Origin of the sequence: Algibacter luteus, from assembly GCF_900141715.1 — a bacterium.
Taxonomy (GTDB): domain Bacteria; phylum Bacteroidota; class Bacteroidia; order Flavobacteriales; family Flavobacteriaceae; genus Arenitalea; species Arenitalea lutea.
In genome coordinates this window covers 419633-435443 of the sequence record NZ_FQYK01000003.1, presented here as the reverse complement: position 1 = coordinate 435443, position 15811 = coordinate 419633, and the positions used below count along the sequence as shown (strand labels likewise).

At 33.9% G+C, this 15811-nt stretch carries 14 protein-coding genes; 5 read left to right on the top strand and 9 right to left on the bottom strand.

The window, feature by feature from the left end; translation table 11 throughout:
• The first annotated feature begins 7 nt into the window (after positions 1-7).
• The gene (locus BUA46_RS08070; RefSeq protein ID WP_019386765.1) at positions 8-616 is read left to right on the top strand and encodes an NAD(P)-binding domain-containing protein; all 609 of its coding nucleotides are present in this window, start codon (positions 8-10) and stop codon (positions 614-616) included.
• Here the strand turns inward: BUA46_RS08070 and BUA46_RS08065 are convergent.
• From BUA46_RS08065 to BUA46_RS08050, 4 genes are all read right to left on the bottom strand, one after another.
• Positions 613-2211: a S41 family peptidase gene (locus BUA46_RS08065; RefSeq protein ID WP_019386766.1), complete on the bottom strand. Its 1599-nt coding sequence runs from the start codon at positions 2209-2211 to the stop codon at positions 613-615. The two genes, BUA46_RS08070 and BUA46_RS08065, sit on opposite strands and share 4 nt — an antisense overlap.
• 2 nt (positions 2212-2213) lie before the next feature.
• A complete protein-coding gene (locus tag BUA46_RS08060) occupies positions 2214-2645 on the bottom strand; it encodes a deoxycytidylate deaminase (protein WP_019386767.1) in 432 nt (143 codons plus the stop codon).
• Between the two features lie 353 nt (positions 2646-2998).
• Positions 2999-3589, bottom strand: a complete 591-nt coding sequence (locus BUA46_RS08055; protein WP_019386768.1) for a HupE/UreJ family protein — start codon at positions 3587-3589, stop codon at positions 2999-3001.
• A gap of 57 nt (positions 3590-3646) precedes the next feature.
• Entirely contained in the window at positions 3647-4615 is a 969-nt protein-coding gene (locus tag BUA46_RS08050) for an NAD-dependent epimerase/dehydratase family protein (protein ID WP_019386769.1), read from the bottom strand.
• Positions 4616-4772: 157 nt separating this feature from the next.
• On the opposite strand from BUA46_RS08050, the gene BUA46_RS08045 reads away from it, so the two are divergent.
• Complete coding sequence (locus BUA46_RS08045) at positions 4773-5294, top strand: hypothetical protein (protein WP_019386770.1); 522 nt, start codon at positions 4773-4775, stop codon at positions 5292-5294.
• A gap of 97 nt (positions 5295-5391) precedes the next feature.
• Positions 5392-5859, top strand: coding sequence for a CBS domain-containing protein (locus tag BUA46_RS08040; protein ID WP_019386771.1), 468 nt, complete (start codon positions 5392-5394; stop codon positions 5857-5859).
• Between the two features lie 103 nt (positions 5860-5962).
• Here BUA46_RS08040 and BUA46_RS08035 read toward each other — a convergent pair whose 3' ends face one another.
• Positions 5963-6313: a hypothetical protein gene (locus BUA46_RS08035; protein ID WP_019386772.1), complete on the bottom strand. Its 351-nt coding sequence runs from the start codon at positions 6311-6313 to the stop codon at positions 5963-5965.
• A 169-nt stretch (positions 6314-6482) separates the two neighbouring features.
• Between BUA46_RS08035 and BUA46_RS08030 the strand changes: the two genes are divergently transcribed.
• Positions 6483-6815 (top strand): single-stranded DNA-binding protein, encoded by a 333-nt coding sequence (locus BUA46_RS08030; RefSeq protein ID WP_019386773.1) that lies wholly within the window; start codon positions 6483-6485, stop codon positions 6813-6815.
• A gap of 57 nt (positions 6816-6872) precedes the next feature.
• On the opposite strand, the gene nadB is transcribed toward BUA46_RS08030, so the two are convergent.
• The 3 genes from nadB to BUA46_RS08015 form a co-directional block, all read right to left on the bottom strand.
• Entirely contained in the window at positions 6873-8426 is a 1554-nt protein-coding gene (gene nadB, locus BUA46_RS08025) for an L-aspartate oxidase (RefSeq protein ID WP_019386774.1), read from the bottom strand.
• A gap of 1 nt (position 8427) precedes the next feature.
• Complete coding sequence (gene nadA, locus BUA46_RS08020; protein WP_019386775.1) at positions 8428-9354, bottom strand: quinolinate synthase NadA; 927 nt, start codon at positions 9352-9354, stop codon at positions 8428-8430.
• Positions 9355-9559: 205 nt separating this feature from the next.
• The gene (locus tag BUA46_RS08015; RefSeq protein ID WP_019386776.1) at positions 9560-11371 is read right to left on the bottom strand and encodes a hypothetical protein; all 1812 of its coding nucleotides are present in this window, start codon (positions 11369-11371) and stop codon (positions 9560-9562) included.
• 285 nt (positions 11372-11656) lie between these two features.
• Between BUA46_RS08015 and BUA46_RS08010 the strand changes: the two genes are divergently transcribed.
• A complete protein-coding gene (locus BUA46_RS08010; RefSeq protein ID WP_026009960.1) occupies positions 11657-14248 on the top strand; it encodes a phosphoenolpyruvate carboxylase in 2592 nt (863 codons plus the stop codon).
• A gap of 315 nt (positions 14249-14563) precedes the next feature.
• Here the strand turns inward: BUA46_RS08010 and BUA46_RS08005 are convergent, their stop codons facing one another.
• Positions 14564-15796, bottom strand: a complete 1233-nt coding sequence (locus BUA46_RS08005) for an ammonium transporter (RefSeq protein ID WP_019386778.1) — start codon at positions 15794-15796, stop codon at positions 14564-14566.
• Positions 15797-15811: the final 15 nt, after the last annotated feature.

Genomic DNA, 15811 nt, shown 5'->3' with positions numbered 1-15811 from the left:
TTCTTGAATGTATGATGCTTTAATAATTGGGGGTGGTGCAGCAGGTATGTCTTGTGCATTGGTTTTAGGTTCTGCTAAACCAAAAGCTTTTGCTGCCGATAAGTCAATTGGCATTATTACACATCAAAAAACATCGCATTTACAAACTGCTCTTTTTAATAATGTATTAGGTTTAAAGCCAGGAACTACAGGTGCATCTATTTTAGAAAGCGGAAAAAAACAACTTGCCAGCTTGTATCCGCATTTAGAGCAAATTGAAAACGAAAAAGTTCTAGAAATTTCGAAAAATGATAATGTCTTTTTAGTTAGAACTAACAAAAGCACTTACCAAGCTAAAATTGTGGTTATTGCAGTGGGTTACACTAATTTAATGACTATTGATGGTTTAAACCAGTACATTGAACCACACCCTAGAGCCAATATTGAAAAAGATCGCATTTGGTTAAAAAATACCAATCATGTAATTGAAGAAAACCTATATGTTGCAGGCACTCTTGCAGGATGGCGCAGCCAGTTTTCTATAGCTTCAGGTAGTGGTGCGCATGTAGCTACTGATATTTTAACGCTTTGGAATGGCGGGAAACATGTGAAGGTGCATGATAAAGTTGATGTTTAATCTAGTTCTTTCCCATCACTCAACTTAATAACCTCATCAATCATAATATCGCGTTGGTTGTAAACCTCCTCAAAAGCACCAGCGCCAAAAAGCTGGTCGGCAAGCGTAGCTTTAATGTATTGTTTCACTTCATCGTGATACGCGACAAACGTAACTTTCGATTCGGTTCTCAAGTTTAAGTAATCTTGAAAAGCAAACACTAAATCGTCGCCAACTTCAAAAGAATCTATAAAATCTTGTCTTTCAAAATCGTCATAATGGTGACGGTCCATTTCTAATTGTTCAAAAACAAAATTGCCAAAAAACCCACGACGCTGTAAAAAAGATAGTGTTTCGTTGTGCATGCTATTATCAAGAGGCACAAATACATCTGGAATAATACCACCGCCGCCGTAAACAATTTTACCACCGGGAGTTCTAAATTTTAAAGAATCATCTACCTTAATTTTTTCGGGGTCTAGCAACTCGCCGCTGTCCAATCTTGTAAAATACTCATCGTAATAATCTTTATTACCGTTAGCGTAAGGCCTTTGTATAGAACGCCCTGTTGGTGTGTAATAGCGCGATACGGTTAAGCGTACTGCACTACCATCGCCTAAATCCATTTCGCGTTGCACCAAACCTTTGCCATAAGAACGTCGCCCAACAATGGTGCCTTTGTCGTTATCTTGTAATGCGCCTGCTACAATCTCGCTTGCTGATGCAGAGTTTTCGTCTATTAAGACAAACACCTTACCATCCTCAAAATCGCCTTTGCTTGAAGCGTAACTTTTTTCTATGTCGCCACGTTTGTTTTTGGTAAACAGAATCAATTTATCATCTTCTAAAAACTCATCGACAATTTGTTCTGCAATGCCTAAAAAACCGCCTGGGTTATTTCTTAAATCTAGAGCAATTTCTGTAGCACCAAGAGCTTCTAGTTTTTCAATACCTGCTTTAAATTCTTTATATGTAGATTCGGCAAACCTATTAATTTTGATGTAGCCCAATTTTTCGGTTAGCATATAAGCAGCGTCTACACTTTTAATAGGAATTTTTCCGCGTTTTACGGTAAAATCTAAGAGTTTGGGCTCCCCTCTTCGATATACCTTAAGTTTTACTTTAGAGTTTATTTCGCCTTTTAACTTTTTAATAATTTCGCCGTCTTTTAAGCGCTTACCATATAACGAATCGCCATTAGCCATAATTATTCTATCACCACCTTTAATTCCTGCTTTAGCACTTGGTCCGTTTTCTATGGCACGAATTACGGCAATGGTATCTTTATACGTATAAAAGCTCACACCAATACCAACAAAATCGCCTTTCATTTCCTCGGCAACACGTGCCATGTCTTCTTTAGGAATGTAAACCGAATGCGGGTCTAGATTTTCTAAAATACCATTTACGGTAACATCAACAATACTATCGGTATTGATGTCATCAACATAATCGTACTCTATATAATCTATAAGTCGATTAAGCTTATCTTTTTTACTATTGGTTGAGAACAATCGATCTGGCGCATCAGAAAAATCTAAAGTTCCGCCAATAAAAATGCCGGCCGCAATTGCAACACCTAATATTAAGGGCAAATATTTTTTTTGAATAGGCATTATTATGCTTTTAAATCTTCAATTTGTTCAAGTTTTATTCCTGCTTTCTTTAAAAACTGTAATCCAGAATCATCTTTATACGCTTGGTGATAAACCACTTTTACAACTCCGGCTTGATGTATTAATTTGCTACATTCTTTACAAGGTGACATGGTTATGTAAAGTGTTGCACCTTTTGCCGATTGTGTTGATGCTGCTACTTTTAAAATGGCATTTGCCTCGGCATGCAAAACGTACCATTTGGTGTAACCTTCATCGTCTTCACAAAAATTTTCAAAGCCAGATGGTGTGCCATTGTACCCGTCTGAAATTATCATTCTGTCTTTTACTATTATGGCTCCCACTTGTCTGCGCTTGCAATAAGACAATTTGCCCCATTCTTGCGCTATTCTTAAATAAGCTTTATCGTACTTAAGCTGTTTTTTTTCTGGCATTAACTTTTAATTTTTTTGGCGCCTGCCTGCCGTCAGGCAGGTTACCCTCATTTAATATTTAAAATACAATATTAAACTTTACATCAATTCGGGTCAGGCTTTTCGTTACAATCTTTTGCAAAAAAGCAAAAGGATTTTCTCTTCAATCCTTAACGCGCGTGCATATAACGAATATAGTTAGTAAGTATTTTAATTACAACGCTAAGTGCGTTAAAGTTTTACGAAAATTTGTGGTTACAACGAATTTACGTTAGAGATTGAACGGCCTGTTTGATTTCGATTTTTATCGGGAGAGTAGTAAATCCCCGACCCTTGTGGTAACCTGTCTGTTGGCAGGCAGGCTCCCTAAACATTTAGGTTATAAAATCGCTATTTAATATCATAGGAATTACCAGACCTACTACTATAGCCGAAACTACCATAATCCAATCGCGTTTGGTAAACCTGAATATAGTTTGCACGATGTAGCTTAAAAAGAGTACTATAAATACGATGATGATTTGAGCGATTTCGATACCTAGAGCGAATTCGAGTAATAAAACAAGTTTATTATCAGAATCGGTTAATAGCATTTGAAATTCGCGTGCGAAACCTAACCCGTGAATTAATCCAAAAAATAAGGTTGATAAAAAAAGCACACCTACTTTTTCGCGTTGTGCGCCTTTACCAGAAGTAAATACGTTAAACAAAGCAACCACCAGAATGGTTATAGGAATGAGAAATTCTACTACCGATGCATTAACACTTACTACACCGTAAGCTGCTAAAACGAGCGATAGCGTATGCCCAAGTGTGAACATAGATACGAGAAGCAATACGCGTTTCCAGTCTTTAAACACATAAGGTATGGTAAGTACTATAAGGAATAAAACATGGTCGTAAGCATTTATATCAAGTACATGATTGATGCCATACTCTACGTTAAACCAAAAATTTTCTAGCATAATAATTAAGATTTAGGGTATACCAAAGATACAAATAGAATGGTTTCAACCAAAGCCTTATAACGGTTTTGAAATGTTATTGTAGGTTTTATTTAATTGAAAGAGCATTTCTTCGGTAATATCTTCTAAAGAGAAGGCGTGTTTCCATTTCCAGTCTTGTCTTGCATACGAATCGTTAATGCTTTTTGGCCAGCTGTTTGCAATATCTTGTCGGTAATCAGGCGCGTAAGTTATTTTAAAATCTGGCATGTGCTTTTTAATAGATTCTGCGATTTCTTTTGGCGTAAAACTTATAGCTGCCAGGTTATAAGACGACCTTATTTTTATGTCTTTTGCTTTAGCAGTCATAATATCCACGGTGGCTTTTATAGCATCGTCCATATACATCATTGGCAACTTGGTGTCTGCTTTTAAAAAACATTCATACGATTTGGTTTTAACCGCTTCGTGATAAATTTCAACGGCATAATCTGTAGTACCACCACCAGGTTGGGTTTTCCAGCTAATAATACCTGGATATCGCACACTGCGCACATCTACGTTGTATTTGTTATGGTAATACTCGCACCAGCGTTCCCCCACTTGTTTGGTAATACCATAAACGGTTGATGGTTCCATAATAGTATATTGCGGTGTAAAATCTGTTGGAGTTGTGGAGCCGAAAACCGCAATGCTTGATGGCCAAAAAACGCGTTTTATAAATTTATCTCTGGCTAGATTTAAGACGTTGAATAACGAGGTCATATTTAAATCCCAAGCTTTCATTGGGAATTTTTCGCCGGTGGCACTTAACATAGCGGCCATAAGGTAAACCGTATCTATTTGGTGTTTTTCAACGCAGGTTTTTACACTCGCGTAATCTTGAGCATCAACAATCTCGAAAATGCCAGAATTTACAATCTCTAAATTATTGTAACTAATATCTGAAGCCACCACATTTTCATTCCCATATAAGCTTCTAAGCTTATATGTTAATTCTGAACCAATTTGCCCGCAAGCACCAATGATTAATATTTTAGAGCTCATTAAATCGCATTATTATAAAGATATTTCAAAAATAATAAGTTTTTATTGATAATAATGCATTATTAAGTTTAAATATTCTCAATTTGATTATTCTATAAACGAATAAAAATTAAACGATTACTATATATTTGTAACATATCATTTTAAATGAAACTACATGCGTATTAAAACTCTAACTATTTTAAGTGTTCTGTTGTTATTTTTAGCTTGCAAACAGGAGGCCGAAAATTCAGATAACACAGAAATTGAACAAGACCACACACAACTTGTTACAGAGCAAGACGTTTCAAAATTAAAGTATATTGAATACGCTTTAGACAGTAAAACCGAAGATGTTATTAAGGATTGGGCAGAATACGATCAGTTAGAACAATTAGTTGCCGACATAAAAAAAGGCGATTTGAAATTTTTTAGGGATAATGAAAAAGTGGTTTTATTATTAATTAAAGAATTGAAACAATCTATACCTGAAGCGTTAAATTCGCCATCCATTATAGCACGTCTTTTGGTTTTAGAAACTAAAATTCTTAAACTTGAAAGTTTAGCCAATTTATCTACAACCACAAAGGATGAGCTTTTAGATACTATTAAAGAATTTTTTGTGGCTTATTACACCTTAACTTTCCAAATGAATAAGAAAATTGAGTTTGATAACCGCTCTATTGAACGCCCAGAATAGTTAGAATACTTTATATAAATCGACGCTATAAGTAGGTTTTTTAGGTTTTGTTAAAAAAAACCTTTATATTTAAAATTACTTTAAAATTAAAAAAATTATGGGAATAAAGAGTTTTCAAGGGGCAAGGAGGCAGCAAAATGCCACTTCGGACCAACCGTCGTTGACGGTAAGTGATTACATGACAACAGATTTGATAACATTTACTCCTGACCAAACCATTGAAAGTGTTATGCAATCTTTAATTAAGAACAGAATCTCTGGTGGACCAGTAGTAAATGATAAAAATGAATTAATAGGCATCATTTCTGAAGGTGATTGTATAAAACAAATAAGCGAGAGTAGATACTACAACATGCCTATGCAAGACCAAACCATAGAAAAACATATGGCTGGTAATGTTGAAACTATTGATGCGAATATGAATATTTTTGATGCTGCGAATAAGTTTTTAGAAGCCAAACGCAGAAGATTTCCAATAGTTGAAAATGGCAAGTTAATAGGTCAAATTAGTCAAAAAGATGTTTTAAAAGCTGCGATGCAATTAAAAGGTCAAAATTGGAAATAGACTAGTTTTTTTTGTTAAAAATAACAATCACACTAACCTGTGATTCATTAGGAAAAGCTTTTGAATATGTTAATAATCAAAAGCTTTTTTTATGATTACAATTTTAGCTCTCGCGTTTAACAAGCGCATAATAATCGCCCTCTAAAGGCAAATACCCTTGATCGTAAACAAAATAATAAATGGTTCCGGCTTTAGTTTTATAAATACTTGTGAAATAATTAAAATCGAATCCAGCCTCAATTAATCGCGCCCGCGAGGTTTTAGTTTTTTGGTCTGGGTTGAGGGTTTCTAAAATTCTATAATTTTTCCTAAGTCTGTTATTCGTATTTCTAATGAGGTTTTTACTATCCTTATTCACTCGATTATTATAGGCGTTTCTACAACCATCGCTACAAAATTTTTTATCAATTCTGCCCACAATTTTATCGCCACATTCTAAACATTCTTTTTGCATGGTGTAAATATAAACAAAAAATTATAACCGTTTACAAACGACTACAAACATTTACAAACGAAATTAAACAAGTAATTACCGAATAAAATTTTGAAGCTGTCTCATCTTTGCAGTGTCGAAACATAAGAACTCGATAGTATTAACTGTTTAACAATTAAAAATTAAAATTATGAACACACTTAGAAACAAAGTACAGTTGATTGGTAACTTAGGAAACGATCCAGAAATCATCAATTTAGAATCAGGTAAAACTTTAGCAAAATTTAATATTGCTACAAATGAAAGTTATACGAATAATAAAGGTGAAAAAATTACAGACACCCAATGGCATAGTATTGTGGCTTGGGGGAAAACGGCTCAAATTATAGAGAAATATGTAACCAAAGGAAAAGAAGTTGCTATTGAAGGTAAACTTACAACCCGCAGTTACGATGATAAAGATGGTAACAAACGATACATCACAGAAGTTGTATGTAATGAATTATTGATGCTAGGAAAATAGCACCTTTTTTTGCCCAAAATTTTTAAAAGGAGACTCTTATCGTAAGGGTCTCTTTTGTTATTTTACATTATCAATATTAAAATAACCCCCTTTATTTTCTTTTCTGTCTAATGATTGCCTAATTATTAAGTGGGCTACATTAATCATGTTTCGTAATTCGCAGAGCGATGTGGTGATTTTAGATTCACGGTACAAATCTTCAACCTCCTCATAAATTAAATCTAAATGTTTTATGGCGCGTTTTAGGCGTTTATTACTTCTTACGATTCCCACATAATCGCGCATTAAGGCTTGTAGCTGTTTTAAATTATGTTGAATTAAAATATGCTCTTGAGTAATTACAGTGCCTTCGTCATTCCAATCTGGAATAGCAACTTCCAAGGCTTTACTTTGATTCTCAGCATGATATTTAAAAATGTTATGTGCAAAAACTAAAGCTTCTAATAATGAATTTGATGCCAACCTATTGGCACCATGCAACCCAGTTCTTGAACATTCGCCACATGCAAATAAGTTATTAATGGTTGTCTTGCCATTTTTATCAACGTCGATTCCGCCACATAAATAATGTGAAGCCGGAACTACAGGAATCCAATCGGTATTTAAATCAATATGATGCTCTAAACATTTATTATAAATGTTAGGAAAATGATTGATGAAGGCTTCCATGTCCAAATGCGTACAATCAAGAAAGACATGAGATTCACCCGATTTTTTTAATTCACTATCAATACTCTGAGACACAATATCCCGAGATGCTAATTCTGCACGATCATCATAATCAGGCATAAATCGATACCCGTTTTTGTTTCTAAGGTATGCACCAAACCCTCTTACCGCCTCGGATATTAAAAAAGAAGATTCGCCTTTGGCTTCATACAAAGCAGTGGGATGAAATTGTACAAACTCCATATCTTTAATATGTGCTTTTGCGCGATATGCCATGGCAATACCATCACCTGTTGCAATTATAGGATTGGTAGTATGACCATAAACACAACCAATGCCACCCGAGGCCAACAACGTGTTGTTTGATTTTATTGTGAATATTTCGCCGTTTTTTTGGTTTAAAACATAGGCTCCAAAACACGATATTTTATCCGATTGAACATCTTTAATATGGTGATTGGTAACTAAATCTATAGCGAAATGATGTGGTAAAATAGAAATATTTGGTAACTGATGTGCTTTTGATAGTAACGCCCGCTCTATTTCAAAACCTGTAATATCTTTGTGGTGTACTATACGATATTCTGAATGGCCACCTTCTTTACCTAAATCAAATTTCCCAGAATCGTTAACATCAAAATTTGCGCCCCAAAGCAACAATTCTTCTAAGCGATCAGGACCTTCTTTAACTACCAATTCAACAATATCTTTATCACAAAGTCCGTCGCCAGCAATTAACGTATCATTAATATGTTTTTTAAAGGAGTCTTCTTCTTTGTTTAGAACTATAGCGACACCACCTTGAGCGTATTTGGTGTTCGATTCGTCTTCATTAGCTTTAGTTACAACAACAACCGTTCTGTCAGGATACTTTTCGGCAATTTTTACTGAAAACGTTAATCCCGCTATTCCCGACCCGATAACTAAATAATCTGTAGTCATTTTATTTAGACAACTCTAACATGCGTTCAATTGGTAACAAAGCGCGTTCAATTATAGCTGGATCAACTTCTATATGAGGCGATTCATTCAACATACAATCGTATAATTTTTGCAGCGTATTCATTTTCATGAAATGACATTCACTACATGCGCAAGTATTGTCTTCTTTAGCAGGCGCCGGCACCAACTCGGTATTTGGCATTTCTTGTTGCATTTTATGTAAAATACCGGCTTCAGTCGCCACAATAAACTTTTGGTCTTGATGTTCTTTTACATAATTTATCATTCCTGAAGTAGATCCAATATATGTTGCAGTATTTAAAATATGCGTTTCAGACTCGGGATGTGCAATAATTTTATAATCAGGATATTTTTTATGTAAAGCTATGAGCTTATCCATTGAAAATGCTTCGTGAACTATGCAACTTCCGTCCCAAAGCAACATATCTCTTCCTGTTTCATTAATAATATATTTCCCCAGATTTTTATCTGGAGCAAAAATGATTGGGGTTTCTTTCGGAATAGAGTTTACAATTTTTAATGCGTTTGATGAGGTACAAACAATATCGCTTAATGCTTTTATTTCGGCAGAACAATTCACATAAGTTATTACTACATGATTTGGATGTGCTTTGGTGAATTTTTCGAATTCATCTGGCGGACAAGAATCTGCCAACGAACAACCTGCATTTAAATCAGGAAGTACTACAGTTTTATTAGGACTTAAAATTTTTGCCGTTTCAGCCATAAAATGAACCCCCGCAAAAACAATCATATCAGCATCAGTTTCGGCTGCTTTTTGAGACAATCCTAAACTATCTCCAACATAATCTGCAATATCCTGTATTTCCGGCACTTGATAATAATGCGCAAGAATTACTGCATTTTTCTCCTTTTTAAGTCGTTGTATTTCTTTAACTAAATCCATGATAAACTCTTCAGAATAATGTTGATAAAGATTCTTGAATACCAAGAATTTACTGCAAATATCTTAATTAAAAGGCGTAATAAAATGGGATTTTCGCGAAAAAAAGTGTTGATTTAAGGTCCAACAAAATTTTGTGAAAATATTTAAATTTTCAACAAATAAAACTGTAAATGATTGAAAATAACGAAACTTACAATGTTGATCTTTAACTCAACACCAAAGATGACTCTTGTATTTCAGCATTAATCTTATTCAAAACAATCTCGCTTTTGTTTAATTCGTTAAGTATGACATTTTTTGAATCATTAAAAACAGATTTTGCCTCGTTGAACAAATCTTTATAATAAGCAACCCCCAAAGACATATTTTTGGTGAAATTGAGTAAATACTTTTCGTCTTTTTTTGTCATTGTTGTTTTTACATCGTCCAGTTTATTTTTTAAATAATCAATATAAATCTGTAATTCTTTTATGAACAAATTAGGACGATCATTTCTTGAAATCATGTTAGCTCTTCCGTAAATATTATCAATAATATTTTGAAGACTCATAAGCTTTGAAAAATAAGCTAAATTGGGCCCAGGACAAACAGATACACCTTCGCCTTCAACTTTAGTATCCAAATTATAGGCCAATAATGTCGAAGTACCTAATCCAACACAAGTACAAGATTTTTCAATTATTTTATTGAATTCTTTTTTATGCTGTTCCAGCGGTAATGCTTTATTTTCCAAGGCTTGTATTTTTAAATGTTGATACTCTCTTGAAGCCGTGCACATACCTTTTTCTTTAAATTCTGTGTTTAAAGCCACAAACTTTTTAGGACAAGAACTACCTGGTCTGCCTTTATCTATAAAAGCTTGTTTTTCATTGTCTTTTGTATTGTTTTTCAGGTTATTAAAAGGCACACCCAATGGAGAAATATCGCTTAAATACAAATCGCCTTCTTTAGCTTTTACCAATTTATTTAAGGTATCGTCATCAACAGTTGTTGCCTCTGGAACTAAAAGAAATGGGCTTCCCCACCCTATTGAATCGAGATTATAATGTTCTAACAAAAAATCATGTTCTTCATTTGTTCCTACGCCTCCTTGGGCTGTAACCGAAATAGTTAACTCATTAGTAGGAATTGGTTTGTTTTGATTCTCTAATTCTTGAAACAAAACTGTCTGAATACTCTGCTGCAATTCGTTACGTTTTTCTTTAAACTCTGCTAAAACAGGACCTAAAAGATAACCATCAGTCGCAAAGGCATGACCACCGCAATTTAATCCAGATTCAATTCTATATTCAGAAACCCATAAGCCTTTTTTGGCTAAAAATTTTCCTTGAATTAATGCCGATCGGTAATCGCTTACCTTTAAAATGATACGTTTTTTAAATTCTCCATGTTCATTTGGATAAAAATCAGCAAACTGAGACATGTAACTGTATAATCTGGGATTCATTCCTGCAGAAAGTACTACCGAAGATTGAAGTTTACTCTTTGCAAACCCTCTTAACGCGGCATGTGCATCGTTATACTCTACAGGTAATTTTTCGTTTTTTATATAATTATCTTTATCAACTTTAGTCATGATATTTACATCAATACTACCCATAGACAATGCCTTATTTGCCCATCTTTTAATTTCAGAAAAATTAAATTCTTTTGCTGTTAATTGCTTGAATTCTTTCTTTAAATACGATCCATTAGGAAGCATATTTAAATAAGCAATGAATTCGTCACTCCGTTCTGAAGTGATGTTCTTTAAGGCTTCAAATTTTTTATCAGCTAAATCGGAGATGAGGTTTAAATAAGAAGTAATACGTTTTGCTCTAAAATCTTCAATCTTATCTGTTATTTCATGATAAGGGATTTGAAATTTTTCACTGTACATTTTTCTTAACTTCTCTAACAAAATATCGTCAACTAAAGAAATTACAGAATCTATGCCATAATGCGCCACTTTTAATGGTGTATCGATGGTAAAACCAATACCCATTACTGGGATATGAAAGGAATGTGTTTTGTGCATAAGTATTATTTTATTGAAAGGGCAAAGTTATTAGTATGACTAAGCGCAGAACATGACATAAGTCATAAGCTAATGAATTAATCTTTTTGATTTTTGTTACTTCTATTACAATTTCAATGATGTAGAGTCTGGTTTAATTAATAAGAAATGGCGTTAACATCAATTTTTTTCAATTATTCATAATCTAAATTGCACAATCGACAAAAATTGATAAAACTTTACAACATCTGTGTTGTTCGCTAAACCTTTAGTATTTTTATGGCTAAATTTTACTAAAGCTGAATTATGTCTGTAGAACCTAAATTAACGCGATTCAATCAAACCGTTTTGTCCAAATATCAAATATACAACAGTATATTTATGACCTTACCTTTTGATGCTGTTACAAAAACTGGGGTTTTGCTCCCATTATTTCATGAAACTTGCGACAAAGGTTTTAAAAATGGAGACAATCCTACTGAAATAGTAGAAACTTTCTTTACTAAATATCAAGCCAGAAGAAATAAGCAAAGTCAAATAAATCTGCTATTTAGATTTATCCAATATATTGAAAGACAAGTGGTATTGTTTGATGCCATAGAAGATGCTGCATTCCCAATTGTAAATAATATGGAAGGCGTAGGTACTTTAAGAAACCTTAAAGGGTCTGCTGTGTCTGAAGGTAATATTGAAGATCTTAAAGCCTTTTTAGATGAATTTAAGGTGCGCATTGTTTTAACGGCACACCCAACACAATTCTATCCCGGTTCTGTTTTAGGTATCATAACCTCTTTAACCAAGGCCATCAAGGAAAATGATCTTTCAGAAATAAACAATTTGTTTGGTCAATTAGGTAAAACACCTTTCTTCAAGCATAAAAAACCAACGCCATATCAAGAAGCCAAAAGTTTAATTTGGTATTTGGAAAATGTTTTTTATGAAACTTTTGGTGAGATTTACAATTACATTCAAACCAATATTTATGCTGATGATAAAAAGCATAACGATATCATTAATATTGGATTTTGGCCAGGTGGAGATAGAGATGGAAACCCATTTGTAAAACCAGAAACTACTTTAAAAGTAGCCAAAAAATTAAAAAAATCAATTCTAAAAAGGTACTATCTAGATTTAAAAGATTTAAGAAAAAAATTAACTTTTAGAGGTGTTGAAGAGCGCATCATTCGTTTAGAAACGATTATGTACGATTATAGCATCAACCTAAAAACAAAAAAAGCGATTAGTGCCAAAGAATTAAGAAAAGAGCTTTTAAGTATAAGAGATCTTATTATTGAGCAGCATCAGTCATTATATGTCAACGAAATTAATAATTTAATCAATAGAGTTCATCTTTTTGATTATAGATTTGCTTCGCTTGATATAAGACAAGACAGTAGAATTCACCATAATGTATTTACCACTGTTATCGACAAATTAATTTCAACAGGAACGTCTTCATTTCCTAAAAATTATCATGACCTATCTGAAGCCGAACAAATAAAAATACTTTCGAAAGCTACAGATAACATTGGAGATTTAGATGATTTTGAAGATGAAATGGTTAGAAATACTTTAAAAACTATTGCCATAATAAAAGACATTCAAAAAAGTAATGGCGAACGTGGTGCTAACCGATACATAATAAGTAACAACCAGACGGCGCTAAATGTTATGCAACTATTTGCTATGTTGAAAATGGTTGCCTTTAAAGACAAGTTAACGGTAGATGTTGCACCATTATTTGAAACCATACCAGATTTAGAAAACGCGCCAGGAGTAATGGAACAATTGTACCAAAACCCTGAATATATAGCACATTTAAGATCTCGAGGAAACAAGCAACACATTATGTTAGGTTTTTCAGACGGTACTAAAGATGGTGGCTATTTAATGGCTAACTGGGGTATTTATAAAGCTAAAGAAAAACTAACTGAAATGTCTAGAAAATACGACATTACAGCCATATTCTTTGATGGTCGTGGTGGACCTCCTGCACGTGGTGGCGGAAAAACTCATAATTTCTATTCTTCTTTAGGTCCAACTATAGAAGACAAAGAAGTTCAAATAACCATACAAGGACAAACAGTAAGTTCTAATTTTGGAACCAGCGATTCTGCTCAATATAACTTAGAACAATTAATAAGTTCTGGTATTAAAAACAGAATTGATGGTGAAAAGAATCGATTAGCTGATGACGATAGAGAAGTGATGACTACGCTTGCTGAAACAAGTTATGAAACATACAAAGATTTCAAAAATCATCCTATGTTTATTCCTTACTTAGAACGCATGAGTACTTTAAAATACTATGCTAAAACTAATATTGGAAGTAGACCATCAAAAAGAGGAACTTCAGATAAATTGGTTTTTTCAGACTTAAGAGCCATCCCGTTTGTAGGATCATGGAGCCAGTTGAAGCAAAACGTACCAGGATTTTATGGTGTAGGTACTGCTTTAAAAATGTATGAAGACAGAGATGAATGGAGTAAAGTAGAGCAACTTTACAAAAACTCTAAATTCTTTAAAACATTATTAGAGAATAGCATGATGTCGTTGACTAAATCGTTTTTCGATTTAACAAAATATATGTCTAACGACGAAGAATTTGGTGATTTTTGGAAAATTATTTTTAAGGAGTATGAAACCACTAAAAGGTTATTACTTAAACTTACAGGCTATCAAGAACTGATGGAAAATGAACCATCAGGAAAAGCCTCAATTGAAGTTAGAGAATCAATTGTATTACCATTATTAACCATACAGCAATATGCTTTAAAAAAGATTCAAGAACTTGAAAAAGCTGGTGTTGACAAAGAAGATCCTGAAAAATTAATCTTTGAGAAAATCGTAACGCGTTCTTTATTCGGAAATATTAATGCAAGTAGAAATTCTGCATAAATGTTTTAAATTAAAGACATCAAACAAAAAAGCCTTCACTCGTTGAAGGCTTTTTATTTTAAATAATATTTTGGCACCTGCCGGCTGGCAGGCAGGTTATCACAAGGATCGGGCTATACATTACAAGTCCTCGGTCGTGCCTCCCTGCGGGCTATCCGTTTCTATCCCTAACTCGGACTTTAATTAATCGTTGAAGTTAAATGAGAATCGCTACGTTTTAAGTTACTTGTTCAACATTCTTCAATAAAAAAAGGACGCCTTACAATTAAGCAAGACATCCTTTTATCAAACTAAACTAAACTATTTTTTTAGCGATTAGTGCTCATTTAATCTGAAATCTGGATAAGCATCCATTCCATGTTCATGGGCATCTAAACCTTCTAATTCTTCTCTTTCCGAAACTCTAATTCCTACCACTTTCTTAAGCGTAAAAATAATTAAGAATGATGTTATCAAACAAAATACGGCATAACATGCTACTCCAATTAATTGAGTTAAAAATGTATGATCCGGGTTAGTTGAGAATATTCCAACTGCTAACGTACCCCAAATACCACATGCTAAGTGTACAGCAATAGCACCTACAGGATCATCAAGCTTTATAGCATCAATAAAACTTACTGCAAAAACAATTAATGCACCTGCAACTGCTCCTATTATAATAGCGCTTTCAGGAGTCATTACATCCGCACCAGCAGTAATTCCTACTAAACCTCCAAGAATTCCATTTAAAAACATAGTTAAATCTAAGTTCTTATATTTTATAAAAGATACGAACGCAGCAACTACACCACCTGACGCTGCAGCTAAACAAGTTGTTACTAAAGTTAACGAGGTTAATTCTGGATCAGCAGATAGCACCGAACCTCCATTAAATCCGAACCATCCTAACCATAATATTAATACACCAGCTGTTGCAAGTGGAATACTATGCCCTGGAATGGCTTGAGGTTTTCCAGCTTTATCAAATTTACCAATACGCGATCCTAATAACCAAACAGCCATTAATGCTGCCCAACCTCCTACAGAATGCACTAAAGTTGATCCTGCAAAATCGTAGAATCCTAATTGATCCAAGAAACCACCACCCCATTTCCAAGAACCTGCAATTGGGTAAACAAGACCTACATAGATTACGGTAAAAATCATAAATGGCCCTATTTTCATACGTTCAGCAACAGCTCCAGATACTATAGTTGCTGCAGTTGCCGCAAACATACCTTGAAATAAAAAGTCTGTCCACCAAGTGTAACCTCCATCAGCATACTCAGGTGTCATTCCGTTTTCTGGCGCTCCAATTCCAAAGCCTGCGAAATCAATAACTCCTAAAGAATCTTCTGCAAAACCAGGATACATTAAATTGAATCCTGCGATGTAATACAGTAATAAACCTACTGTAATAATAAATATATTTTTAAATAATATGTTAATTGTATTTTTTTGTCTAGTTAATCCTATCTCTAAGAATGCAAATCCTGTATGCATAAAGAAAACAAGTGCAGTACAGATCATCATCCATACATTATTTGCTGTAAATAATCCTTCCATTATATTAGTTTTAGT